The organism is Aureimonas populi (assembly GCF_017815515.1).
Classification (GTDB): domain Bacteria; phylum Pseudomonadota; class Alphaproteobacteria; order Rhizobiales; family Rhizobiaceae; genus Aureimonas; species Aureimonas populi.
The window spans coordinates 3,296,198-3,317,764 of sequence record NZ_CP072611.1 but is presented as its reverse complement, the minus strand read 5'-3'; the positions used below and the strand labels follow the sequence as shown (position 1 = coordinate 3,317,764).

Sequence of the window (21,567 nt, the reverse complement as noted above, 5' to 3'; positions counted from 1 at the left end):
GCGGGCAACGGCCGGTTCCGAGAGGAGCGGGCCGTTTTTGCGTTCGGGGGTTCGGATGGCCGGAAAGACGCGCCGGGCGTTGATGGCGGATCGGCTCATGGCGGCGCTGGATGCCGAGACGCGGGCGCTGGAAGCGGAGGTGGAGGACAATAATCCTGAAAATGGCGAGGGGAGCCGGAGCGGGGCGAAGGCGCGCATCGAGGCCATCGGCCAGGTGACGCGCACGCTGGAGAAGCTTCTGGAGCTGCGGCGGCTGGAGGCTCTGGCGATGGTGACGGGGCAGGAGGAGGACGCGGCCGAGACTCAGAAGCTGCGCCGCGAGATGCTGAAGCGGCTGCGCGCCATCGACGCGCGCCGGGCGAAAGGGGCGGGGCTCCTGCCCGCGGAGGGGGCCGCGTGAGCGGCGGTGCGCTGGACGAGGGCGCGTTCTGGGAGGCGCTGGAGCGGGAGGTCGGCAAGGCCGCGCCCCGCGCCCTGCGCGCCGCGATGCCGGATTGGCCCTGCTTCGCGCGCGCCGAGCAACTGCCCCCGCCCGGCGAATGGCGGCAATGGCTGATGATGGGCGGGCGCGGCTCGGGCAAGACACGGGCCGGGGCCGAATGGGTGCGGGCGATGGCGCTGGGCCTGCCGCCCATCGCCCGCAGGCCGCACGGGCGGATCGGCCTTCTGGCCGAGACCCTGGGGGATGCGCGCGAGGTGATGATCGAGGGCGAGAGCGGCATCGCCTCGCTCGACTGGCGGGCGCGGCCCGTGTTCGAGGCCACGCGCCGCCGGCTGGTCTTTTCCAATGGCGCGGTGGCGCAGATCTTCTCCTCCGAGGACCCGGAGGCGCTGCGCGGCTACCAGTTCGAATGCGCCTGGGGCGACGAGCTGGCCAAGTGGAAGCATCCGGACGCCTGTTTCGACAATCTGCAACTGGCCCTGCGGCTGGGAGAGAAGCCCCGCGCGCTCTTCACCACCACGCCGAGGGCCGTGCCGCTGCTGCGCCGGCTCTTGCAGGAGCAAGGGACGGTGGTGACGCGGATGCGCACGGCCGAGAACGCGGCCAACCTGGCACAAGGGTTCATCAGCGCGATGGAGGGGCGCTACGGCGGCTCGCGGCTGGGGCGCCAGGAGCTGGACGGCGAGATGGTGGAGGCGCGCGAGGACGCGCTGTTCGACCGCTCCGGCATCGACGCCCTGAGGGTGCGCGCGGCGCCGGAGCTGCGGCGCATCGTGGTGGCGGTGGACCCGCCGGCGGGATCGGGCGCGCGCTCCGATGCCTGCGGCATCGTGGCGGCCGGGCTGGCGGCGGACGGGACGATCTACGTGCTGGCGGACGCCAGCCGGCAGGGCCTGAAGCCTCCGCAATGGGCGCGGGCCGCGGTGGCGCTCTACGAGCGGCTTCAGGCCGACCGGATCGTGGCCGAGGCGAACCAGGGTGGCGAGATGGTGGAGGCGGTGATCCGCGCCGTGAGCCCCGACGTGCCGGTGCGGCCCGTGCGCGCCAGCCGGGGCAAATGGCTGCGCGCCGAGCCTGTGGCCGCGCTCTACGAGCAGGGCCGCGTGCGCCATGCCGGCGCCTTCGCGGCGCTGGAGGACGAGATGGCCGATTTCGGGCCGGACGGGCTCTCCGGCGGGCGCTCTCCCGACCGGCTGGACGCGCTGGTCTGGGCGGTGAGCGCGTTGACCCAGCCGCAGGCCGAGCCGCGCATTCGCGGGCTCTGATACGGCTCGCGGGCGAAGGTTCGGGATGAGGGCGCCCGAAGCGCCTGCGCCCGTGCCGGGCGGGAATTTTTCGACATCGAAGCATCAGGAGACGGATATGGGGCTGCGATCCATGATCGGGGCGTGGATGGCGCGCGCGCCGATGCCGGCCGAGATGAAGAGCGCGGGCTATGCGGCGGGCACGCTGGTCTTCCCGGGCCTCTCGGCCGGCGAGGAGGGCGAACGCAGCTATGCGGGCGGCGCGCGCGCGGGCTTCATGCGCAACCCGGTGGTCTACCGCTCGGTGCGGCTGATCGCCGAGAACGCCTCGGCGGTGCCGCTGCTTCTCTATGAGGGCGGGCGCGAGGTGGAGGCGCATCCGATGCTCGACCTCCTGCGCCGGCCGAACGGGCTGGACGACCGCGCCGCGCTGATCGAGGCGCTGTGCGGGCATCTGCTCCTGTCCGGCAACGCCTATCTGGAGGCGAGCCTGATCGGCGAGGAGCCGCGCGCGCTCTATGCGCTGCGGCCCGACCGGGTGCGGGCGCTGGAGGGGCCGGACGGCTGGCCCGAGGCCTATGAATACCGCATCGGCCGGCAGGTGAGGCGGATCGCGGCGGAGGGCGAGGGCGGGCGGCCGGGGCCGCTGCTGCACATTCGCCTGTTCCATCCGCTGGCCGACGCGGAGGGCTTCGCGCCGCTCTCGGCCGCGCGGGGCGCGGTGGACCTGCACAACGCCGCCGGGCGCTGGAACAAGGCGCTGCTCGACAATTCCGCCCGGCCCTCCGGCGCGCTGGTCTACCAGCCCGGCGAGGGCGGCAACCTTTCGCCCGACCAGTTCGACCGGCTGAAGACGGAGCTGGAGAGCGGCTATGCGGGCGCGGCTCGCGCCGGGCGGCCGATGCTTCTGGAGGGCGGGCTCGACTGGAAGGCCATGGCCCTCTCGCCGAGGGACATGGACTTCATCGAGGCCAAGAACCAGGCCGCGCGGGACATCGCGGTGGCCTTCGGCGTGCCGCCCATGCTGCTCGGTATTCCGGGCGATGCGACCTATGCCAATTACGCCGAGGCCAACCGGGCGCTGTTCCGCCTGACCGTGCTGCCGCTGCTGACACGGCTGACGGGGGCGGTGGGCGACTTCCTGGCCGCCCATTTCCGCGAGGGGACGGGGATGCGGCTGGGCTTCGACGCCGACCGCGTGGAGGGGCTGGCCGCCGAGCGCGAGGCGCTGTGGGCGCGCGTGGGCGCCGCCGATTTCCTGACCGAGGACGAGAAGCGCGAGGCCGTGGGCTACGGCCCGCGCCGCTGATGGTTTCACACTCATGGAAGGGAGACGCGCCATGACGGCCGACCCAATCTCTCCGCTGGCGCTCTTGAGCGCCAAGCTTTTCGGGGCCGTGGCGGGCTCGGCGATCTCGGTCGCCTACCTGCTTCCGTCCGGCCGGCGCGAGGCGGCGATCCGCTTTCTCGCCGGGGCCGTGATGGGCCTCGTCTTCGGCGGCCCGGCCGGGCTGATGCTGGCCGAGCATTTCGGCTTCGCCTCGCGCCTTTCGGCCAGCGAACTGGCGCTGATGGGCTCGGCGGCGGCGAGCCTTTGCGCCTGGGGCGCGCTCGGCGTTCTGACGCGCTTCATCGACGGGCTGTTCCAGCCGGCGGGGGCGAAGCGATGAGCCTCGTGCCGAGCGTGAAGCGCACGAAAGCGGCGCGGCCGGCCGGGCCGGTGGACGCGCGCGAGGACGGGCTCGTGCGCGGCTATGCCAGCCTCTTCGAGCGCACCGACCCTTCCGGCGACCGCATCGAGCGCGGCGCCTTCGCCCGCACGCTGAAGGAGCGCGGGGCGGCGGGCATCCGTATGCTCTGGCAGCACGACCCGGCCGAGCCCATCGGCGTGTGGACCGCCATCGCGGAGGATTCGCGCGGGCTCCTGGTGGAGGGAAAGCTCGCGCTTTCCACGCGCCGGGGGCGCGACGTGTTCGAGCTGATCCGCGCCGGGGCCGTGGACGGGCTGTCCATCGGCTTCAAGGCGCGCCGGGCCCGGCGCGAGCCGGGTGGCGTGCGGCGCATCGCCGAGATCGACCTTTGGGAAATCTCGGTCGTCACCTTTCCCATGCAGGCCCTCGCGCGGCTTGCCGAGACGCGGGGGCGCGACCTGCCGCGCCGAATCCGCGAGGCCGCGCGGCGGCTGGCGCGCCCCGCGCGCGCCGCATCCTGAACCACCCCCCAAGAGGAGCGACCATGCACAACAGCACCCACCCCACCCTGGAGACCAAGGCCGACACGCGCGGGGCGGCCGACGCCTTCGGCGAGTTCATCGAAGCCTTCGAGAGCTTCCGCGAGGCCAATGACGAGCGCATGGCGCAGATCGAGAAGCGCATGGGCGCCGACCCCGTGACCGACGACAAGGTGGAGCGCCTTTCCCAGGCGCTGGAGGAGCACGAGAAGCGCCTGGAGCGGCTGGCTCTGAAACAGGCGCGGCCGGCGCTGGGCGGCCTCGAGACCGGCGAGGCGCGGCCGAGCGAACACCGGCAGGCCTTCGAGGCCTATGTGCGCGGCGGCGACGAGAACCGCCTGCGGCGGCTGGAAGAGAAGGCGATGAGCGGCCTGACCGGCGCCGATGGCGGCTTCCTCGTGCCGCCGGAGACGGAAAGCGAGATCGGCCGGCGGCTGGCGAGCGTTTCGCCCATCCGCTCCATCGCCAGCGTGCGGCAGGTTTCCAGCGCCGTGTTGAAGAAGCCCTTCGCCGTTTCCGGCGCGCAGACCGGCTGGGTGGGCGAGGCCGATGCGCGGCCGAAAACCGAAGCGCCGCAACTGGCCGAGCTGGCCTTCCCCACCATGGAGCTCTACGCCATGCCGGCGGCGACCGCCGCGCTTCTCGACGACGCGGCGGTGGATATCGACCGCTGGATCGGCGAGGAGGTGGAGCAGGCCTTCGCCACGCAGGAGGGCGCGGCCTTCGTGACGGGCGACGGCATCGCCAAGCCGCGCGGCTTCATGACCTACCCGACCGTTTCGGAAGCGGACTGGAGCTGGGGCAGCGTGGGTACCGTCTCGACGGGGGCGGATGGTGCGTTCATGCCCGGCATGGCGGCCGACGCGCTGATCGACCTCGTCTATGCGCTGAAGGGCGGCTACCGGCAGAACGCCAGCTTCGTGATGAACCGGCGCACGCAGAGCGCTGTGCGCAAGCTGAAGGACGCGGACGGCAATTATCTGTGGGCGCCGCCGGCCAGCGCCGGCGCCCGCGCGACGCTGATGGGCTTTCCCGTGGTGGAGGCCGAGGCGATGCCCGACATCGCGCCCGGCGCCAACGCCATCGCCTTCGGCGACTTCGCGCGCTTCTACCTCGTCGTCGACCGGCAGGGCGTGCGCGTGCTGCGCGACCCGTATTCCGCCAAGCCCTACGTCCTCTTCTACACCACCAAGCGCGTGGGCGGCGGCATCCAGGACTTCGACGCGGCGAAGCTGCTGACCTTTGCCGCCTGACGGAAGGGACGCGAAGGGCGGGCCGGGCGGCGACGCCCGGCCTTTTTCGAAAGGACGCAAGGGGGCGCACGGATGACGCTGATCGACCTGCGGGACGGCGGGGCCGAGCCGGTGACGGTGGCCGAGGCCAAGGACTGGTGCCGGATCGAGCGCGGCGACGAGGACGCGCTGGTGGGCGCCCTGATCCGTGGCGCGCGCGAGACGGTGGAGAACGAGACCGGCCTCGCGCTCGGGGCGCGCAGCTTCCGGCTCTGCGCCGACGTGCCGCGGGACGGGCGGATTGCGCCGCGCCGGGGGCCGGTGCGCGAGGTGACGAAAGTGACGGCCTACGGGCCCAGAGGGGAGGCGCGGGAGCTGGAGCCGGCAACTGTCGCGGTGGTGAAGCTGGGCGCGCGCGAATGGCTGGTGCCGGAGCCTGCCGCTCGGCGCGCGGCGGCGAACGGGCTGGAGGTGGAGTTCCGCGCCGGACTTTCGGCCGCCGAGGTGCCGGACGCGTTGCGCCAGGCGCTGCTGCGCATCGTCGCGGCTTCCTATGAGACGCGCGGAATCGTGCCGCAGGCGATGCAGCCGGCCATCGTGCCGGCCTTCGCCAGGGCGCTGATCGCGCCCTTCCGCCAGGTGCGGCTGTGACGTTCCTCGACGCGGGGATGCTGGACCGGCGCGCGGCGCTGGAGGTGAACGAGACGGTGCGCGACGCGCTGGGCGGGGCGCGCGACGACTGGCGGGAGGTGGCGGAGATTTCCGTGCGGCTGGAGCCGCTGGGTCCGGCGGTGGCCGAGCGCTTCGACCAGCGGATCGGTACGCTGACGCATCGGGTGATCCTGCGGCACCGGGAGGATGTGGCGCGTGGCATGGCCTTCCGCCTGCGCGGCCGACGGATGCTGATCCGCTCCGTTCACGACCCGGACGAGACGCGGCGCTTCCTGGTGTGCCGCTGCGAGGAGGAGGCGTGAAGGCGGCGGTGCGCGTGGTGTTTGCTCCGGAAGACCTCGCCCGGCGCGTCCGCGAGGCGGCGCTGCGGCAGGCCGAGGCGGCGCGGGAGGCGGAAAGGGAGTGGCCTCAGGCCTTCCGCCGGCCGTTGCCGGCGAGCGAGATCGAAGAAACGTGATCCAACGGCTGGACATGAGCCGTCGTTCACGCCACATTTCAATATCATTAAGGTCGTGATGACCAACGCGAAAGGACAGCAGATGAGCCATCCAAGCGCGGAATTGCAGGCCACGATCGTCAGCACGCTGTCGAGCGACCCGGCCGTGACCGGCCTTCTGGGAGGGCCGAAGATCTTCGACCACGTGCCGGAACGGGCGCGTTTTCCGTATCTGACGCTCGGCCGCACGGCGGTGATGGACTGGTCCACAGGCACGGAGGACGGGCACGAGCACCTCCTGACGCTGCATGTCTGGGCGCGCGGCGGCTCCAAGGGCGAGACCTACGAGATCATGGACAAGGTCTCGACCAAGCTGCACGACGCATCGCTGCCGCTGGACGGGCACCGGCTGGTGAACCTCCAGCTCCAGTTCGCCGAGGCGCGGCAGGAGCCGGAATCGCCCACCTATCACGGCATATTGAGATTCCGGGCGGTGACGGAGCCGATTGCCTGACAGGCTTCCAGATAGTCCAAATGAGCGAAAGGGCGGCCCGGTGGCCGCCCTTTTCTTTTGAGCCATGAAAGGAGCGGCCATGGGGGCGCAAAGGGGCAAGGACCTTCTGTTGAGGGTCGATCCGGACGGCGGGGCGAGCTTTGCGACGGTGGCGGGGCTGCGCTCGCGGCGCATCGCCTTCAACGCCGAGACGGTGGATGTGACGGACGCCGAAAGCGCCGGGCGCTGGCGCGAGCTTCTGGGCGGGGCGGGCGTGCAGCGAGCCTCGCTCTCGGGCTCGGGCATCTTCAAGGACGCGGAGTCCGACGCGGCGGTGCGCCGGCTGTTCTTCGAGGGCCGGATCGCGCCCTTCCAGGCGGTGATCCCGGATTTCGGGCGCGTGACGGGGCCGTTCCAGGTGACGGCGCTGGAATATTCGGGCGAGCACAATGGCGAGGTCGCCTTCGAGCTGACGCTGGAATCGGCCGGCGCGCTCTCCTTCGAGGCGCTTTAGGCCGTGGCGGCGAACCGCAGGCGCGGCGAGGTGGCCGCGATCATCGACGGGCGGCAGGAGGTGCTTTGCCTGACGCTCGGCGCGCTGGCCGAGCTGGAGGATGCCTTCGCCGCCGAGAGCATCACGGCGCTGGCGGCGCGGTTCGGCTCCGGGCGCCTTTCGGCGCGGGACCTGATGCGCATCCTGGGCGCCGGGTTGCGCGGCGCGGGCAGGAGCGTGGAGGACGAGGCGGTGGCGGCGCTGCGCTTCGAGGGTGGCGCGGCGGGCGCGGCGCGCGTGGCGGCCGAGCTTCTGGAGGCCGCCTTCGGGGGCGCGGAGCCGGCGCCAAACCCTTGAGCGCCGCCGCGCCGGTGGAGACCGGGGCGGCGGCGTTTCCCTGGGACGAGGCGATGGCGCTGGGGCTGGGACGCCTGCGCCTTGCCCCCCGCGATTTCTGGACCATGACCCCGCGCGAGCTGGCCCGCGCCATGGCGCCCTTCACGGGCCCCGTTGCCGCGCCGCCGACGCGCGAGGCGCTGCACGCGCTGATGCGCCGATTTCCCGACGAGAGGAGATGAGCCGTGGAGGCCGACGAAACCATGCGCGTGGCGGTGGAGGCGGACATCTCCGCCTTCGAGCGCTCGCTCTCAGACCTCACGAACCGGGCCAACGCCTTCGGCTCGGCCATGACGGGCGCGCTGAAGGCGGCCGCGCTCGGGGGCAAGGGCTTCGACGACGTGCTGCGCCAGCTCGCCCAGCGCCTCTCCTTCATCGCGCTGGACGCGGCGCTGAAGCCGTTGGGCAACTTCGCCGGCGGCCTGGCGGGGCAGCTCCTCTCCGGGCTCGGCGGGGGCGGGCAGGGCGCGCAGGCGACGGGCGTGGTGCCCTTCGCCAAGGGCGGCGTGGTGCGCAGCCCCACCTTCTTTCCCGCCGGGCGGCAGATGGGGCTGATGGGCGAGGCGGGGGCGGAGGCGATCCTGCCGCTGAAGAGGGGCGCGGACGGCACGCTGGGCGTGGCGGCGCCGGGCGGGGGCCGGGGCGGCGGGCCCTCCATCGTGTTCAACGTGACGAGCCCGGACGCGGCGAGCTTCCGCCGGTCCGAAGTGCAGATTCAGGCGATGCTGGCGCGGGCTGCCGCGCGCGGCCAAAGGGGGCTCTAGATGACGCTGCCGAGCTTTTGCGAGGAGCGCTTTCCGCTGCGCGTTGCCTTCGGCACCAGCGGCGGGCCGGAGCGCGTGACCGAGATCGTGCGCCTTTCCACCGGCTTCGAGACGCGCAACCAGCGCCATCGCCACTCGGCCCGGCGCTACGACGCGGGCTCCGGGCTCCGCAGCCTGGAAGACCTTGCGGCCGTGCTCGCCTTCTTCGAGGCGCGGCGGGGCCGGCTGATCGGCTTCCGCTTCCGCGACCCGCTGGACTGGTGCTCCGGCGCGCCGGGGCGGGCGGTCTCGGCGCTGGACCAGGCGATCGGGATCGGGGACGGGCAGGCGCGCGCCTTTGCGCTGCTGAAGCGCTATGGCACTGGCGAGGACGCCTATCTGCGGCCGGTGCAAAAACCCGTGGCGGGCACGGTGCGCGTGGCGGCAGGGGGCGTGGAGGTGCCGTTCGCGCTGGACACGGCGACGGGCGTGGTGACCCTGGACGAGGCGCCGGCGGAGGGCGTGGGCGTGACGGCGGGCTTCGAGTTCGACGTGCCTGTGCGCTTCGATATCGACCATCTCGCGGTGAATATCGCGGCCTTCGAGGCCGGGGACATTCCATCCATCCCGCTCGTGGAGGTGCGCCCGTGAGGGAGATACCCGATGCCCTGAAGGGCCGGCTCGCCGCGCCCGTGACGACGATGGCGCGCGCCTGGCGGCTGACGCGTGTGGACGGGCGCTCCTTCGGCTTCACCGACCATGACGAGGCCCTGACCTTCGCCGGCACGACATTCGAGGCGGCGAGCGGGCTTTCGGCCGGCGAGGCGGAGGCGGCGCTGGGACTTTCCGCCGGCACGCAGGAGGTGGAAGGCGCGCTCTCCTCGGCCGCCATCTCCGAGGAGGACATCGAAGCCGGGCTCTATGACGGCGCGCGGGTGGAATGCTTCGCGGTGGACTGGAGCGCGCCGCAGGCGCACATGCTGCTGGAAGTGGCGACGCTCGGCGAGCTGCGCCGGCGCGACGGCGCCTTCACGGCGGAGCTGCGCGGGCCCGAGGCGGCGCTCGACAGCCCGCGCGGGCGGCTCTACCGCCGCCGCTGCGACGCGGTTCTGGGCGATGCGCGCTGCAAGGTGGACCTCGGCGGCGAAGGGCGCACGCGTCGGGGCGTGGTGTCCGGCGCGGGGGCCGCGCGGTTCGAGGCAAGCGGGCTCGGCGCCATCGCCTTCGACGACTTCGCCCATGGCCTGCTCAGGATGACGAGCGGGCGTGCGGCGGGGTTCGCGCGCGAGGTGGCGGGGCTGGGAGAGGCGCCGGGCGAGGGCGAGGTGGCGATCTCGCTGGTCGAGCCGCTGCCCTTCGCCGCCGAGGCGGGCGACGCGTTCACCCTGAGCGTGGGGTGCGACAAGAGCTTCTCCACCTGCCGGACGCGCTTTGCCAACCATCTCAATTTCCGCGGCTTTCCGCATCTGCCGGGGCTCGATACCGCCCTCGGCATCGCCAAGCGCGACGGGCTGCACGATGGCGGGCCGGTGGTGCTATGAGCGGGCGGCGGATGCAGGCGCTGGCGGCGGCGCGCTTGTGGATCGGCACGCCCTATCGCCACCAGGGCAGCCGCCGGGGCGTGGGCGCGGACTGCGTCGGCCTCGTGCGCGGCGTGTGGCGCGAACTCTACGGCAGCGAGCCCGAGCGCCTGCCGGCCTATTCCCCGGACTGGGCGGAAGCGGGCGGCGAGGACCGCCTCTACGAGGCGAGCCTGCGCCATTTCTCGCCGCTGGGCGGGCGCGACGGCGAGGCGGGCGACCTCGTGCTCTTCCGCTGGCGCGAGGGGCGGCCGGCCAAGCACTGCGGCATTCTCGACGAGGGCGGCCGGCTGATCCACGCTTATGAGGGCGCCTGCGTCCTCTCCTCGCCGCTGACGCCGGGCTGGAAAAGCCGGATCTGCGGCACCTTCCGTTTTCCCGACTAGAGGCTGTCATGGCGACGATTCTACTACAGGCGGCGGGCGGGGCGCTCGGCGGGCTGATCGGCGGGCCGCTGGGGGCGATGGTGGGGCGCGCGGCCGGCGGGCTGGCCGGCGCGGCCGTGGACCAGCGGCTGTTCTCGCGGCGGCAATCTGTGGAGGGCGCGCGGCTGGCCGCCTCGCGCGTGATGGAGGCGGACGAGGGCACGGGCATCGCCCGCCTCTACGGCACGGCGCGCCTGACGGGGCAGGTGATCTGGACGACGCGCTTCGAGGAAACGCGCACCTCCGAGCGGCAGGGCGGCAAGGGAGGCGGCCGTTCGGGCGGCACGGAGGTAATCAGCTACTCCTATTTCGGCAATGTGGCGATCGGCCTGTGCGAGGGGCCTGTCGCGCATGTGCGGCGCATCTGGGCCGATGGCGAGGAGATGGACCTGGCGGGCGTGACCGTGCGCCTCCACAAGGGCGGCGAGGAGCAGATGCCCGACCCGCTGATCGAGGCGAAGCAGGGGCAGGGCCGTGCGCCGGCCTATCGGGGCCTTGCCTATCTCGTCTTCGAGCGCCTGCCGCTGGAGCGCTGGGGCAACCGCATCCCGCAGATCGCCTGCGAGGTGGTGCGGCCCATCGGCGAGCTGGAAGAGAGCATCCGCGCCGTCACGATCATTCCCGGCGCGAGCGAGCACGGGCTCGACACGCTGACGGTGCGCGAGACGCTGCGACCGGGCGAGGACCGGCTGGCCAACCGCAATATCCTGTTTGCCGGCAACGATTTCTCGGCCTCGCTGGAGGAACTGACGGCGCTGTGCCCGAGGATAGAACGGGCGGCCCTGATCGTCTCCTGGTTCGCGGACGATTTGCGGGTGGGCCGCGCGCGGGTGCGGCCGGGCGTGGAGGTGCGGGCGCGAAACGAAACCGTGCCGTGGCGCGTGCAGGGGCTTTCGCGCGCGCAGGCCCATCTCGTAAGCCGGGACGGCGGCGGGCCGGCCTATGGCGGGACGCCATCGGATGCGGGCGTCGTGCGCGCGATCCGCGCCCTGAAGGCGCGCGGGCTGAAGGTGACGCACTACCCCTTCCTGATGATGGACGTGCCGGGCGGCAACGTGCTGCCCGACCCCTATGGCGGGGAGCGGCAGGCGCCCTATCCGTGGCGGGGCCGCATGACGCTGGACATCGCTGAGGGCCGCGCGGGCTCGGCCGACGGCACGGCGGCGGCACGGATGGAGATCGCCGCCTTCACGGGCACGGCGGTGTCGGGCCATTTCTCCACCGCCGGCGGGAGGGTGAGCTATTTCGGCCCGGCCGAATGGTCCTATCGCCGGATGGTGCTGCATCAAGCCTTCCTCGCGCAGATGGCAGGGGGCGTGGACGCTTTCGTCATAGGCTCCGAAATGCGCGGCCTGACGCGGCTGCGCGACGAGGCCGGACGGTTTCCGTTCGTGGAGGCGCTGATCCAGCTCGCGCGCGACGTGAAGGCGATCCTGCCGGGCGCGAAGATCACCTATGCCGCCGACTGGAGCGAGTATTTCGGCTACCAGCCCGCCGATGGATCGGGCGACGTGTTCTTCAACCTCGATCCGCTCTGGGCCGATGCCGCCATCGACATGGTGGGAATCGACAGCTACCTGCCGCTCGCCGACTGGCGCGCCGGGGACTGGGACGAAGGGGGGCCGGACGCGGCGCGCAGCCCCTATGACCGCGACGCGCTGATGCGCGGAATCGAGGGCGGCGAGTATTTCGACTGGTATTACGCCAGCGAGGCGGACCGCCGCGAGCGGCGGCGAACGCCGATCACCGATGGCGCGGGCAAGCCTTGGGTCTACCGCGCCAAGGACCTGCGCGCCTGGTGGGCGAACCCGCATGTGGAGCGGCGCGGCGGCGTGGAGACGGGCGAGGCGAGCGCCTGGGTGCCGTGCTCCAAGCCCATCTGGCTGACGGAGCTGGGGTGCCCGGCCATCGACAAGGGCGCCAACCAGCCGAACGTCTTCGTGGACCCGAAATCCTCCGAGAGCCTGACGCCGCATTTCTCCACCGGGGCGCGGGACGACCACCAGCAGCGCCGCTTCCTGGAAGCGCATCTGCGCCATTGGGAAAGCGAGGCGAACCCTGTTTCGCCGCTCTATGGCGGGCGGATGGTGGAGACGGGCGCGATCCACCTCTGGACCTGGGACGCGCGGCCTTACCCTGCCTTTCCCGAGCGCCGGGACGTGTGGAGCGACGGCAGCAACTGGGAGCGCGGGCACTGGCTGACCGGGCGCCTGGGCAAGGCCCCGCTCGACAGGCTGGTCGCCGCGATCCTGCGCGACCACGGTATCGAGGACGCGGACGTGCGGGCCGTGGACGGCGAGATCGGCGGCTATGTGCTGATGGGAGCCGGCTCCGTGCGCGGCGAACTGGAGGAACTGATGCGGCTGGGCGGGCTGCATGCCGTTTCCCGCGCCGGGAGGCTGAGTTTCGCCGCCGACCGCGATGCGCGGCCGCCGCTGGCGCTGGACGTGCTGGCGCAGGAGGAGGACACGCCGCTGATGGAGCTGCGGCGCACGCAGGAGAGCGAGAGCGCGCAGGAGGTGATCCTCGGCTTCGCCGACCCGGCGCGGGCCTATCAGCGCGGCACGGCCTCGGCGGCGCTGCGCGAGGCGGGGCGCACGCGGCTCCTCCAGATCGACCTGCCGGTGACGCTGCACGAGAGCGAGGCGCGCCGCTTCGCGCGCTCGATGCTGATGGACGGGGCCGGCGGGCGGGAAAGGGCCGCCTTCGCGCTGCCGCCCGGAGAACTGGCGCCGGAGCCGGGCGACGTGGCGACGCTGCCCGGGCGGCCGGGCCGCTGGCGAATCGAGAGGATCGAGGACGGCGCGGTGCGGCGCATCAAGGCGAGGCGACTGCCGGACCCGGCGCTCGAGGCGCGCGACGACAGAGGCGAAGCGCCCCCGCCGGTGACGCCCGGCCCTGTCCTGCCCTCCCGCCCGCTGGTTCACCTCATGGACCTGCCGCTGCTCGGCGCGAATGGCGGGGGCCCGCGCGCGGCGGTCTTCGCGCGGCCCTGGATGCCCTATGCGGTGCTGGCGTCGGCGGCGGGCGACGGCTTCACGCTTCGCGGGCTGGCGCAGGCCCCGGCCATCCTCGGGGAACTGGCCGAGGCGCTGGCTCCGGGGCCGCCGGGGCGCCTCGACCGGGGCAATGCGATCCTCGTCGATCTGGCGGCGGGCGCGGCTTATTCGACGAGCCCCGAGGGCCTGCTCTCGGGGCGCAACGCGGCTGCGATCCTGAGCGCCTCGGGCGCCTGGGAGGTGGTGCAGTTCGAGACCGCGCAGGAGGTGGCGCCGGGCCGCTTTCGCCTGGAGGGCCTCCTGCGGGCGCAGGGCGGGACGGATGATGCCATGGAGGCGGGCGCCCCGGCCGGCAGCACCTTCGTGCTTCTGGACGAGGCTGCGCCGGCGCTGGAGCTGGGGGCTGCGGAATCCGGCGCGGCCATCGACTGGCGCGTGGTGCCGGCCGGGCGCGCGCTGGACGACGAGGCGGCGCTGGCGAGCCGGGCGGCTCTCGGGCAGAGGCGCGAGCGCGCCCTCTCGCCCGTGCATCTGCGCGGCGCCTTCCTTCGGGACGGGGCGCTCCAGCTCGGCTGGGTGCGCCGCTCGCGGATCGACGCGGACCGGTGGGAGGCGCCGGACGTGCCGCTGGGGGAGGAGAGCGAAGCCTATGTCGCGACCCTTTCGAGTGGGGGCATGTTCGTGGAAGTGGAGACCGACGTTCCCCGCCTGACCCTTGGCGCACAGGAGCAGGTCGCCGCCTTTGGCGGGCTGCCGGCGATGCTCGATGTCGAAATCTGCCAGATCGGCGCGGCGGGCAGGGGCGTGGGGCGCCGCGCCGCCTTCCGGCGCGCCGTGTGACGAGCCTTCAACCAAGGAGAGCGAGAATGACGAAGAACTGGTACCGGTCCAAGACGATCTGGGGCGCCGGCATCGCGTTTGCCGGCGCGGTGGCGAGCCTCTTCGGCGTGGAGGCGAGCACGGAGGCCAACGAGGCCCTGTCGCAGGCGCTGACCAACGCCGTTTCGGCCGTGGGGGCGCTGCTGGCGATCTTCGGACGCTTTGCCGCGCACGAGCCGCTGAAGTAGAAGGAGGGTTGCGCCGCGCCGCCTGCTTGTGCGGCGCAACCCATTCATTCGACATTCAGCAGGCGGGCGCTAGAAAGAGAACGTGTTCCCGATCAGGCTGGCCATGACGATCTTCACGCCCCTCGATATCCTGCGCATACCGGTTCTGGCGTCCTGTCTGGCGCTGGCCACGGCCGCCCAGGGCGCGCCGCTGGAGCCGGGGCCGCGGCCCGCCCTGGAAGCGCCGGAGGCGCGAGCCGAGACGCCGCTCCTGTTCGCACAGGCGAACTGCGCAGGCGCGGCGGCCCAGGCGGCGGCGCAGACGGGCGGGCAGGTGCTCTCCGTCAGCGCGCAGCAGCAGAACGGGCGCGTCGTCTGCGTCGTGACCGTGCTCGTGCCCGGGCAGGACGGAGGACGACCGCGCCGCACGACCATCACCATTCCCGGCTGACCGACACGAACCCATGCGCATTCTGATCGTCGAGGACGAACTCAACCTCAACCGCCAACTGGACGAAGCGCTGACCGGCGCGGGCTATGTCGTGGACAAGTCGTTCGACGGCGAGGACGGGCATTTCCTTGGCGACACCGAGCCTTACGACGCGGTGATCCTGGATGTGGGCCTGCCGAAGATGGACGGCATCAGCGTTCTGGAGCGCTGGCGGCGCGACGGGCGCACCATGCCGGTGCTCCTCCTGACCGCGCGCGACCGCTGGAGCGACAAGGTGGCGGGCATCGACGCGGGCGCCGACGATTATGTCGCCAAGCCCTTCCATATCGAGGAGGTGCTGGCGCGCGTGCGCGCGCTCATCCGCCGCGCGGCCGGCCATGCCTCGTCCGAGATCATGTGCGGGCCGCTGAGGCTCGACACGCGCGCATCCCGCGCGAGCCTCGACGGCGCGCCGCTGAAGCTCACCTCGCACGAGTTCCGCCTCCTGTCCTACCTGATGCACCATCAGGGCGAGATCGTTTCGCGCACGGAGCTGATCGAGCACATGTACGACCAGGATTTCGACCGTGATTCCAACACGATCGAGGTCTTCGTCGGTCGGCTGCGGCGCAAGATCGGGAGCGAGCTGATCGAGACGGTGCGCGGCCTCGGCTACCGTATGGGGCCGGGCGCGTGACGGACTGAGCGCGATGGCCCTGCGCAGGGCGGCCGACAGCCTCGCGGTTCGCGTCGTCTTCTTCTCCAGCCTCTGGGTGGTGGCCGCCTTCCTGGTGATTGGCGGGCTCGTTTCCAGCATCTACGAGGCCACCGCCGTCTCCGGCCTTCGCAGTGTCGTGCGGGCGCATCTTTACAGCCTGGTGAACAGCGTGAGCGTGGACGAGGACGGGCGCCTGGCCGGCGCGCCCGACCTCGGCGATCTCGACTACTCCCGGCCGCTGTCGGGTTGGTACTGGGAGGTGATCCCTGTGGGCGAGGGCACCTCCGGGCGGCTCAGCTCCTTCTCGCTGGGGCCGGCGCAGGTGGAGGCCGTCTCGCCCGAGGACGTGCCCTTCGATATCCAGTATCAGCGCAGCTACGCGGCCGAGGGGCTGGATGGCGAGCGGCTGCATGTGGAGGAGGCCGAGATCGTGCTCGACCCGGGCGACCACGTGGCGCGTTTCCGGGTGATGGGCAACGCCAGCCTGGTGGATGCCGACGTGGCGAGCTTCAACCGGCGGCTGGCGCTGTATTTCGGCCTTTTCGGCCTCGGCTCGATCTTCGTCAACGCCATGGCCATTCTCTACGGCCTGCGCCCGCTGAAGCGGGTGCGGCGGGCGCTGGGCGAGGTGCGGGCCGGGCGGGCGGAGCGGCTGGTGGGGCCGTTCCCGACCGAAATCCGGCCGCTTGCCACCGAGATGAACGCGCTGATCGACAACAACAGGCGCGTCGTGGAGCGCGCGCGCACGCAGGTGGGAAACCTCGCCCACTCGCTGAAGACGCCCATCGCGGTCCTGACCAACGAGGCCGGCGCCATCGGCGGCGACAAGGGCAGGCTCGTAGGCGCGGAGGCCGAGCGGATGCGGGTGCAGGTGCAGCATTATCTCGACCGGGCACGGTTGGCCGCGCTCGGCGAGGGCTCCATCGCCCGCACCCCCGTTTCCCCCTCGCTGGAACGGCTGGCCAAGGTGATCGGCCGGCTCAATCCCGGTCTCGATCTCGAGGTGAAGATGGTGGCCGCCGATCTCGTCTTCGCGGGCGAGCGGGAGGATTTCGAGGAACTGGCCGGCAACCTCCTGGACAACGCCGCCAAGTGGGGGCGGGGCCGAATCATGGTAAGTGCCGCGCCGCTGGGCGAGGGCCGCCTGCGCCTGACGGTGGAGGATGACGGGCCCGGATTGTCGCAGGAGCAGATCGCGGAGGCCACCCAGCGCGGACGGCGGCTGGACGAGGCCAAGCCGGGCAGCGGCCTCGGCCTTTCGATCGTAAGCGATACGATCGCGCAATATCGCGGCGAATTTCGGCTGGCACGCTCGGTGCTCGGCGGGCTAAAGGCAGAAGCGGACTTGCCACGGGCGGGGGACGAGAACATCTCGTGAAAGCGCCCTGCCGCTGCCGGATAGACGGACCTGCCATGCGAACGCCATCCACGCTTCTCTTCCTGTGCCTTGCGACGGCCGCTCTCGGCGGTTGCCTCTCGGGTGGTCCGGGACGCTCGCTCGCGCCCGCCTCCACCAGCGTGGCGGCGTTGCAGGGCGGGCTGATCGGCCAGAGCACGGCCCTCTCCCTGCCGGCCGACGCGCAGCGCAAGGCGCTGGAGGCGGAATATCAGGCTCTTCAGTTCGGCCGCGTGGGGATGCCCGTGACCTGGGAGGAGGACGGGCTTCGCGGCGAGGTGGTGCCCACGCAGCTCTACCGCGTCGGCTCGCAGGACTGCCGGGGCTATACGCACACGGTGCAGCGGAACGGGGCCAGCGTGCGGCAGGTGGGCACCGCCTGCCGAAGCGGCGAGCTGTGGACGCCCGTCGCCTGAAACGCTCTCTCGCCTTCTCCGGGGCCGCCCATCGAGGATTTGAATGGGCGCGGCGGCTGACCTTTGATAGGACGGTGCCGGAGCGGGAACACAAGCAGGGAGGTTACGGCCGCGCGCGCGGCCGGCATCCGACGTGACGATCTTCTGGACCATCGCCGCCGTGCTGACGGCGGCCGTGACATTTTCCACGGCCTGGCCGCTCCTGCGCCGGGCCGATCCGGCGCGCGCCCATGCCGGGGAGGGCGCGCACGATGTGGAGGTCTATCGCGCGCAGATGGCCGAGCTGGAGGCCGACCGACGGCGCGGGCTGCTGGCCGAGGGAGAGGCGGCCACCGCGCGCGCCGAAATCGGGCGGCGCCTCCTGAAGGCCGCCGCCGCCGCGCGCTCCACCTCCGCGCCGCCGGCCGCCCGGGGCCTGCCGCTGGCTGGCCTTGCCGTCGTTCTCGCGCTGCCTCTGGGCAGCTTCCTTCTCTACGGGCAGCTTGGAATGCCGCGTCTGCCCGACCTGCCGCTGGCGCAGCGCATGGAGGGGGAGGCGCAGGGCCTTGCCGCCATGATCGAGGCCGCCGAGGCGCGGCTTGCGCAGGACCCGCAGGACGGGCGCGGCTGGGACGTGCTCGCGCCGATCTACCTTCGCATCGGCGAAGCCGGCAGGGCGGCGGAAGCCTTCTCGCGCGCCTCGGCGCTGCTGGGCGAGAGCGCGCCGCGCCTGACCGGCCTCGGCGAAGCGCTGGTGCAGGCCTCGGGCGGGCGCGTGACGCCGCAGGCCCGGCAGGCTTTCGAGGGCGCGCTGCGCCTTGAGCCCGGCGCGCTTTCGCCCCGCTTCTTCCTGGCGCTCGCCCTTTCGCAGGAGGGCCGCCATGCACAGGCCGCGCCGGCCTGGGAGGGCCTGATCGCCGACAGCCCGGATGACGCCCCATGGCGCGCCGTGGCCGAAAGCGCGCTGGCCGAGGCGCGCGCGGTGCCGGCCGGCCCGAGCGCCGCCGAGATCGCGGCCGCGAGCGAGATGGACGAGGAAGCGCGGGGCGACATGATCGAGGGCATGGTCTCGGGCCTCGCCGCGCGGCTGGAGACGGAGCCGCAGGATTTCGAGGGCTGGGCGCGGCTGATCCGGGCCTATCGCGTTCTCGGCCGCGAGGCCGATGGGCGGGCCGCCGCCGAACGGGCGGCGGAGGCGTTCGGCCCCGCCTCCCGCGAGGCCGCCGATCTTCGCGCCCTCGCCGCGAACGGGGAGGGGCGGCCATGACGCGCAAGCAGAAGCGCCTTGCCGGCATCGGGGGCATGGTGACTGTGGTCGCGCTGGCCATGGGCCTCGTGCTGACGGCCTTGTCGGACAGCGTCGCCTTCTTCAATTCGCCCACCGACCTCATGGCCGAGACGGCGACGCCCGGCCAGCGCGTGCGGCTGGGCGGCATCGTGGAAGCGGGCTCGGTGGAGCGCGGGGCGGGCGAGATCGTCCGCTTTCGCGTGACCGATTCGGTCACGAGCGTACCGGTGGTCTATGCCGGGCTGCTGCCGGACCTGTTCCGGGAGGGGCAGGGCGTCGTCACCGAGGGCGCGCTGGGGCAGGATCGCGTCTTTGCCGCCGACACCGTGCTGGCCAAGCATGACGAGACCTACATGCCCCGCGAGGTGGTGGACGATCTGAAGGCCCGCGGCCTGTGGCAGGACGGCGCGCTGGTGGAGGCCAGCGCCCAATGACGGTGGAACTCGGCCATTTCGCCCTCATCCTCGCCTTCTGCCTTTCGCTGGTGCAGTCCACCCTGCCGGTGGTGGGCGCGCGGCGGGGCGACATGCGCCTGATGGAGGCGGGAAGCACCACGGCCGTCGGCACGCTGGCGCTTCTCAGCCTGTCCTTCGCGGTGCTGGCGGCGGCCTATGTGGCGTCCGACTTCTCGGTGCTGAACGTCGTCCAAAATTCGCATTCGGCCAAGCCCCTTCTCTACCGGATCACCGGCGTGTGGGGGAACCATGAGGGGTCGATGCTCCTCTGGGTGCTGATCCTCAGCCTGTTCTCCACGCTCGTCGTCTTCTTCGGCCGCGACCTTCCGCCGAGCCTGCGGGCCAATGTGCTGGGCGTGCAGGCCTGGATCACCAGCGCCTTCCTCGCCTTCATCCTCTTCACCTCCAACCCCTTCGAGCGCATCGTGCCGGCGCCGATCGAGGGGCAGGACCTCAACCCGATCCTCCAGGACATCGGGCTCGCGATCCATCCGCCGCTGCTCTATCTCGGCTATGTCGGATTCTCGATCTCCTTCTCCTTCGCGGTGGCCGCGCTGATCGACGGGCGCATCGACGCGGCCTGGGCGCGCTGGGTGCGGCCCTGGACGCTGGCGGCCTGGGTGTTCCTCACCGCCGGCATCTCCATGGGCTCCTACTGGGCCTATTACGAGCTGGGCTGGGGCGGCTGGTGGTTCTGGGACCCGGTGGAGAATGCCAGCTTCATGCCCTGGCTCTCGGGCACCGCGCTGCTCCATTCGGCGCTGGTGATGGAAAAGCGCGCGGCGCTGAAGATATGGACCGTGCTTCTGGCGATCCTGACCTTCTCGCTCTCGCTGCTCGGCACCTTTCTCGTGCGCTCGGGCGTCTTGACCTCGGTTCATTCCTTCGCGGTCGATCCGGAGCGCGGCGTCTTCATCCTCGCCATTTTGTGCGTCTTCGTGGGTGGCTCGCTGGCGCTGTTCGCCTGGCGTTCGAGCGAGCTGGAGCCGGGCGGGCTCTTCGCGCCCATCTCGCGCGAGGGGGCGCTGGTCCTCAACAACCTCTTCCTCACCACCGCCACCGCGACGATCCTGATCGGAACGCTTTATCCGCTGGTGCTGGAAACGATCACCGGCACCAAGATCTCGGTCGGCCCGCCTTTCTTCAACATGACCTTCGGCCCGCTGATGGTGCCGCTTCTGCTGGCCGTGCCCTTCGGGCCGCTGCTGGCGTGGAAGCGGGGCGATCTGGCGGCGGCGGCGCAGCGGCTCTACTTCGCGGCCGGCCTCGCCATGGCGGCGGGCCTCGTGGCGCTGGCGTTAGTGGAGGGCGTGCGCGTGCTGGCCGCCTTCGGCTTCGGCGTGGCGGTGTGGCTCATGGCGGGCAGCCTCGTGGACCTTCTCGGCCGCGCGAACTTCGCCAAGGCCGGTTTCGCCACGGGCCTGCGGCGGCTCAAGGGCCTGCCTCGCTCGGCTTTCGGCACGGCGCTCGCCCATTTCGGGCTGGGCGTGACGGTGCTCGGCATCGTGGCCGTGAGCGCGCTGGAAACCGAGACGGTGACGGTGATGGAGCCGGGACAGGTCGTGGAAGCGGGCGGCTACGGCCTGCGGTTCGAGGGCGTGGCCCCACGCGAGGGGCCGAACTATACGGAGGAGGCCGGCGGCTTCGTCGTTCTGAAGGACGGCGCCGAGCGAGGGCGGATCGAGAGCGCGCGCCGCTTCTACCCGGCCCGCCAGATGCCGACGACGGAAGCGGGCATCCACACGGAACTCTTTACCCAGGTCTATGTCTCGCTGGGCGATCCGCTCTCCAACGGCGGGCAGACGGTGGTGCGGATCTGGACCAAGCCGCTGGTGACGCTGATCTGGTACGGCACGGTCTTCATGGCCTTCGGGGGCATTGTGTCTCTGGCCGACCGGCGCTTGCGGATCGGCGCGCCCAGCCGGCGCGCGACGCGCGCGGTGCCGCTGGAGGGCGCGGCTTGAGGGCGGGGCTGGCGCTTCTCGCGCTCCTTGCGCTTCTCTGCCTCCCGGTGCCGGCCGCCCTGGCCGTGCAGCCGGACGAGGTGCTGGCGGATCCCGCGCTGGAGGCGCGGGCGCGCCAGCTTTCGGCGGAGTTGCGTTGCATGGTCTGCCAGAACCAGTCCATCGACGATTCCGATGCCCCGCTGGCCCGCGATCTGCGCCTGCTGGTGCGAGAGCGCCTCGTGGCCGGGGACAGCGACGAGGACGTGGTGGACTATCTGGTGGCGCGCTATGGCGAGTTCGTGCTGCTGCGCCCGCGCTTCGGCCCGCAGACGCTGGCGCTCTGGGGCCTTCCGGTGCTGATCCTCATCGGCGGCGGGGCGTATCTTCTCCTGCGCAGCCGCAACGCGCCGCCGCGCCCGCCCGCCGTGCTGACCGCCGAGGAGGAAAGGGCCGTCGATGCGCTGCTTCGCAAGGGGCCGCCCGAGCGCGAGAGTCTTTAGAGCAATTC

At 72.0% G+C, this 21,567-nt stretch carries 27 protein-coding genes; all 27 read left to right on the top strand.

Going from position 1 to position 21,567, the window contains the following annotated elements; genetic code table 11:
- Positions 1 to 82: 82 nt before the first annotated feature.
- The 27 genes from J7654_RS15790 (at position 83) to J7654_RS15660 (ending at position 21,559) form a co-directional block, all read left to right on the top strand.
- Positions 83 to 400 (top strand): hypothetical protein, encoded by a 318-nt coding sequence (locus J7654_RS15790; protein WP_209736820.1) that lies wholly within the window; start codon positions 83 to 85, stop codon positions 398 to 400.
- 86 nt (positions 401 to 486) lie between these two features.
- Complete coding sequence (locus J7654_RS15785; RefSeq protein ID WP_209740612.1) at positions 487 to 1,707, top strand: DNA-packaging protein; 1,221 nt, start codon at positions 487 to 489, stop codon at positions 1,705 to 1,707.
- A 97-nt stretch (positions 1,708 to 1,804) separates the two neighbouring features.
- Positions 1,805 to 2,995 carry a phage portal protein gene (locus J7654_RS15780; protein WP_209736819.1) on the top strand — a complete coding sequence of 397 codons (1,191 nt, stop codon included), beginning with the start codon at positions 1,805 to 1,807 and terminating at the stop codon, positions 2,993 to 2,995.
- A 31-nt stretch (positions 2,996 to 3,026) separates the two neighbouring features.
- Entirely contained in the window at positions 3,027 to 3,356 is a 330-nt protein-coding gene (locus tag J7654_RS15775; protein WP_209736818.1) for a DUF6107 family protein, read from the top strand.
- Positions 3,353 to 3,898 carry an HK97 family phage prohead protease gene (locus tag J7654_RS15770; protein ID WP_209736817.1) on the top strand — a complete coding sequence of 182 codons (546 nt, stop codon included), beginning with the start codon at positions 3,353 to 3,355 and terminating at the stop codon, positions 3,896 to 3,898. The genes J7654_RS15775 and J7654_RS15770 overlap by 4 nt, the downstream gene beginning before the upstream one ends.
- A 23-nt stretch (positions 3,899 to 3,921) precedes the next feature.
- Positions 3,922 to 5,169, top strand: coding sequence for a phage major capsid protein (locus J7654_RS15765; protein ID WP_209736816.1), 1,248 nt, complete (start codon positions 3,922 to 3,924; stop codon positions 5,167 to 5,169).
- A gap of 72 nt (positions 5,170 to 5,241) precedes the next feature.
- On the top strand, positions 5,242 to 5,799 hold the full coding sequence (locus J7654_RS15760; RefSeq protein WP_209736815.1) for a head-tail connector protein: 558 nt from the start codon (positions 5,242 to 5,244) through the stop codon (positions 5,797 to 5,799).
- Positions 5,796 to 6,122: a phage head closure protein gene (locus J7654_RS15755; RefSeq protein WP_245195529.1), complete on the top strand. Its 327-nt coding sequence runs from the start codon at positions 5,796 to 5,798 to the stop codon at positions 6,120 to 6,122. The genes J7654_RS15760 and J7654_RS15755 overlap by 4 nt, the downstream gene beginning before the upstream one ends.
- Entirely contained in the window at positions 6,119 to 6,277 is a 159-nt protein-coding gene (locus J7654_RS15750) for a hypothetical protein (RefSeq protein WP_209736814.1), read from the top strand. The genes J7654_RS15755 and J7654_RS15750 overlap by 4 nt, the downstream gene beginning before the upstream one ends.
- An 82-nt stretch (positions 6,278 to 6,359) precedes the next feature.
- On the top strand, positions 6,360 to 6,770 hold the full coding sequence (locus tag J7654_RS15745) for a DUF3168 domain-containing protein (protein ID WP_209736813.1): 411 nt from the start codon (positions 6,360 to 6,362) through the stop codon (positions 6,768 to 6,770).
- A gap of 79 nt (positions 6,771 to 6,849) precedes the next feature.
- Positions 6,850 to 7,263: a phage major tail protein, TP901-1 family gene (locus J7654_RS15740; RefSeq protein WP_209736812.1), complete on the top strand. Its 414-nt coding sequence runs from the start codon at positions 6,850 to 6,852 to the stop codon at positions 7,261 to 7,263.
- A 3-nt stretch (positions 7,264 to 7,266) separates the two neighbouring features.
- The gene (locus J7654_RS15735) at positions 7,267 to 7,599 is read left to right on the top strand and encodes a gene transfer agent family protein (RefSeq protein ID WP_209736811.1); all 333 of its coding nucleotides are present in this window, start codon (positions 7,267 to 7,269) and stop codon (positions 7,597 to 7,599) included.
- Positions 7,596 to 7,820 carry a rcc01693 family protein gene (locus tag J7654_RS15730; protein ID WP_209736810.1) on the top strand — a complete coding sequence of 75 codons (225 nt, stop codon included), beginning with the start codon at positions 7,596 to 7,598 and terminating at the stop codon, positions 7,818 to 7,820. The genes J7654_RS15735 and J7654_RS15730 overlap by 4 nt, the downstream gene beginning before the upstream one ends.
- 21 nt (positions 7,821 to 7,841) lie before the next feature.
- Complete coding sequence (locus J7654_RS15725; RefSeq protein ID WP_209740610.1) at positions 7,842 to 8,402, top strand: phage tail tape measure protein; 561 nt, start codon at positions 7,842 to 7,844, stop codon at positions 8,400 to 8,402.
- Positions 8,403 to 9,032: a DUF2460 domain-containing protein gene (locus tag J7654_RS15720; RefSeq protein ID WP_209736809.1), complete on the top strand. Its 630-nt coding sequence runs from the start codon at positions 8,403 to 8,405 to the stop codon at positions 9,030 to 9,032. It abuts the gene before it with no gap.
- On the top strand, positions 9,029 to 9,922 hold the full coding sequence (locus J7654_RS15715) for a DUF2163 domain-containing protein (protein ID WP_209736808.1): 894 nt from the start codon (positions 9,029 to 9,031) through the stop codon (positions 9,920 to 9,922). The genes J7654_RS15720 and J7654_RS15715 overlap by 4 nt, the downstream gene beginning before the upstream one ends.
- Entirely contained in the window at positions 9,919 to 10,347 is a 429-nt protein-coding gene (locus tag J7654_RS15710) for an NlpC/P60 family protein (RefSeq protein WP_209736807.1), read from the top strand. The genes J7654_RS15715 and J7654_RS15710 overlap by 4 nt, the downstream gene beginning before the upstream one ends.
- 8 nt (positions 10,348 to 10,355) lie before the next feature.
- Positions 10,356 to 14,225 carry a baseplate multidomain protein megatron gene (locus J7654_RS15705; protein WP_209736806.1) on the top strand — a complete coding sequence of 1,290 codons (3,870 nt, stop codon included), beginning with the start codon at positions 10,356 to 10,358 and terminating at the stop codon, positions 14,223 to 14,225.
- A gap of 26 nt (positions 14,226 to 14,251) precedes the next feature.
- The gene (locus J7654_RS15700) at positions 14,252 to 14,452 is read left to right on the top strand and encodes a hypothetical protein (RefSeq protein WP_209736805.1); all 201 of its coding nucleotides are present in this window, start codon (positions 14,252 to 14,254) and stop codon (positions 14,450 to 14,452) included.
- Positions 14,453 to 14,534: 82 nt separating this feature from the next.
- Positions 14,535 to 14,882 (top strand): hypothetical protein, encoded by a 348-nt coding sequence (locus tag J7654_RS15695; RefSeq protein WP_245195528.1) that lies wholly within the window; start codon positions 14,535 to 14,537, stop codon positions 14,880 to 14,882.
- 13 nt (positions 14,883 to 14,895) lie between these two features.
- Positions 14,896 to 15,558, top strand: coding sequence for a response regulator transcription factor (locus J7654_RS15690; protein WP_209736804.1), 663 nt, complete (start codon positions 14,896 to 14,898; stop codon positions 15,556 to 15,558).
- 13 nt (positions 15,559 to 15,571) lie between these two features.
- Complete coding sequence (locus J7654_RS15685; protein WP_209736803.1) at positions 15,572 to 16,957, top strand: ATP-binding protein; 1,386 nt, start codon at positions 15,572 to 15,574, stop codon at positions 16,955 to 16,957.
- A 35-nt stretch (positions 16,958 to 16,992) separates the two neighbouring features.
- A complete protein-coding gene (locus J7654_RS15680; RefSeq protein WP_209736802.1) occupies positions 16,993 to 17,391 on the top strand; it encodes a hypothetical protein in 399 nt (132 codons plus the stop codon).
- Positions 17,392 to 17,524: 133 nt separating this feature from the next.
- Positions 17,525 to 18,637: a c-type cytochrome biogenesis protein CcmI gene (gene ccmI, locus J7654_RS15675; protein ID WP_209736801.1), complete on the top strand. Its 1,113-nt coding sequence runs from the start codon at positions 17,525 to 17,527 to the stop codon at positions 18,635 to 18,637.
- Positions 18,634 to 19,092, top strand: coding sequence for a cytochrome c maturation protein CcmE (gene ccmE / locus J7654_RS15670; protein WP_209736800.1), 459 nt, complete (start codon positions 18,634 to 18,636; stop codon positions 19,090 to 19,092). Before ccmI ends, ccmE begins: the two co-directional genes overlap by 4 nt.
- Complete coding sequence (locus tag J7654_RS15665) at positions 19,089 to 21,077, top strand: heme lyase CcmF/NrfE family subunit (protein WP_209736799.1); 1,989 nt, start codon at positions 19,089 to 19,091, stop codon at positions 21,075 to 21,077. The genes ccmE and J7654_RS15665 overlap by 4 nt, the downstream gene beginning before the upstream one ends.
- A complete protein-coding gene (locus J7654_RS15660; protein WP_209736798.1) occupies positions 21,074 to 21,559 on the top strand; it encodes a cytochrome c-type biogenesis protein in 486 nt (161 codons plus the stop codon). Before J7654_RS15665 ends, J7654_RS15660 begins: the two co-directional genes overlap by 4 nt.
- Positions 21,560 to 21,567 lie beyond the last annotated feature (8 nt).

Bases quoted from the DNA above. Each gene is read 5' to 3' on its own strand.
- J7654_RS15790 (WP_209736820.1), top strand. From the start codon at position 83: ATGGCGGATCGGCTCATGGCGGCGCTGGATGCCGAGACGCGGGCGCTG.
- J7654_RS15785 (WP_209740612.1), top strand. From the start codon at position 487: ATGCCGGATTGGCCCTGCTTCGCGCGCGCCGAGCAACTGCCCCCGCCC.
- J7654_RS15780 (WP_209736819.1), top strand. From the start codon at position 1,805: ATGGGGCTGCGATCCATGATCGGGGCGTGGATGGCGCGCGCGCCGATG.
- J7654_RS15775 (WP_209736818.1), top strand. From the start codon at position 3,027: ATGACGGCCGACCCAATCTCTCCGCTGGCGCTCTTGAGCGCCAAGCTT.
- J7654_RS15770 (WP_209736817.1), top strand. From the start codon at position 3,353: ATGAGCCTCGTGCCGAGCGTGAAGCGCACGAAAGCGGCGCGGCCGGCC.
- J7654_RS15765 (WP_209736816.1), top strand. From the start codon at position 3,922: ATGCACAACAGCACCCACCCCACCCTGGAGACCAAGGCCGACACGCGC.
- J7654_RS15760 (WP_209736815.1), top strand. From the start codon at position 5,242: ATGACGCTGATCGACCTGCGGGACGGCGGGGCCGAGCCGGTGACGGTG.
- J7654_RS15745 (WP_209736813.1), top strand. From the start codon at position 6,360: ATGAGCCATCCAAGCGCGGAATTGCAGGCCACGATCGTCAGCACGCTG.
- J7654_RS15740 (WP_209736812.1), top strand. From the start codon at position 6,850: ATGGGGGCGCAAAGGGGCAAGGACCTTCTGTTGAGGGTCGATCCGGAC.
- J7654_RS15725 (WP_209740610.1), top strand. From the start codon at position 7,842: ATGCGCGTGGCGGTGGAGGCGGACATCTCCGCCTTCGAGCGCTCGCTC.
- J7654_RS15720 (WP_209736809.1), top strand. From the start codon at position 8,403: ATGACGCTGCCGAGCTTTTGCGAGGAGCGCTTTCCGCTGCGCGTTGCC.
- J7654_RS15710 (WP_209736807.1), top strand. From the start codon at position 9,919: ATGAGCGGGCGGCGGATGCAGGCGCTGGCGGCGGCGCGCTTGTGGATC.
- J7654_RS15705 (WP_209736806.1), top strand. From the start codon at position 10,356: ATGGCGACGATTCTACTACAGGCGGCGGGCGGGGCGCTCGGCGGGCTG.
- J7654_RS15700 (WP_209736805.1), top strand. From the start codon at position 14,252: ATGACGAAGAACTGGTACCGGTCCAAGACGATCTGGGGCGCCGGCATC.
- J7654_RS15690 (WP_209736804.1), top strand. From the start codon at position 14,896: ATGCGCATTCTGATCGTCGAGGACGAACTCAACCTCAACCGCCAACTG.
- J7654_RS15685 (WP_209736803.1), top strand. From the start codon at position 15,572: ATGGCCCTGCGCAGGGCGGCCGACAGCCTCGCGGTTCGCGTCGTCTTC.
- J7654_RS15680 (WP_209736802.1), top strand. From the start codon at position 16,993: ATGCGAACGCCATCCACGCTTCTCTTCCTGTGCCTTGCGACGGCCGCT.
- ccmE (WP_209736800.1), top strand. From the start codon at position 18,634: ATGACGCGCAAGCAGAAGCGCCTTGCCGGCATCGGGGGCATGGTGACT.
- J7654_RS15665 (WP_209736799.1), top strand. From the start codon at position 19,089: ATGACGGTGGAACTCGGCCATTTCGCCCTCATCCTCGCCTTCTGCCTT.